The 241-nt window shown below is 66.4% G+C and carries 1 protein-coding gene; it reads left to right on the top strand.

Features of this window, described 5'->3' with window-relative positions; genetic code table 11:
* On the top strand, positions 1–241 hold a 241-nt coding region (locus KVT28_RS26470; protein WP_217551270.1), incomplete at both ends, for an LEPR-XLL domain-containing protein.

Raw genomic sequence — 241 nt, 5'->3', positions numbered from 1 at the left:
GCGCTGGAACAACGACCTGTCGAAGCGGTCCGTTTTCGATTCCATCCTAGACAAAGTGATGGGCGATCTCTTTCCCGGCGGCGACCGATCCAAGCGCCGACGGAGCGGTGGCATCCGTCCGACCAAACCGCCGCGTCGACAAAGCTTCGCCTTGGAGGCGCTCGAGCCCCGGCTGCTGCTGGCGGCCGACACGCCGTTCAGCGCGTCGCAGGCGACCGCACTGACTGCCGGCTTGCAGGGT

Source organism: Pantoea sp. GbtcB22 (assembly GCF_019091025.1).
GTDB lineage: Bacteria > Pseudomonadota > Gammaproteobacteria > Enterobacterales > Enterobacteriaceae > Pantoea > Pantoea leporis.
Note: the sequence above shows the minus strand (reverse complement) of the source record. Positions and strands in the feature narration are given on the sequence as shown.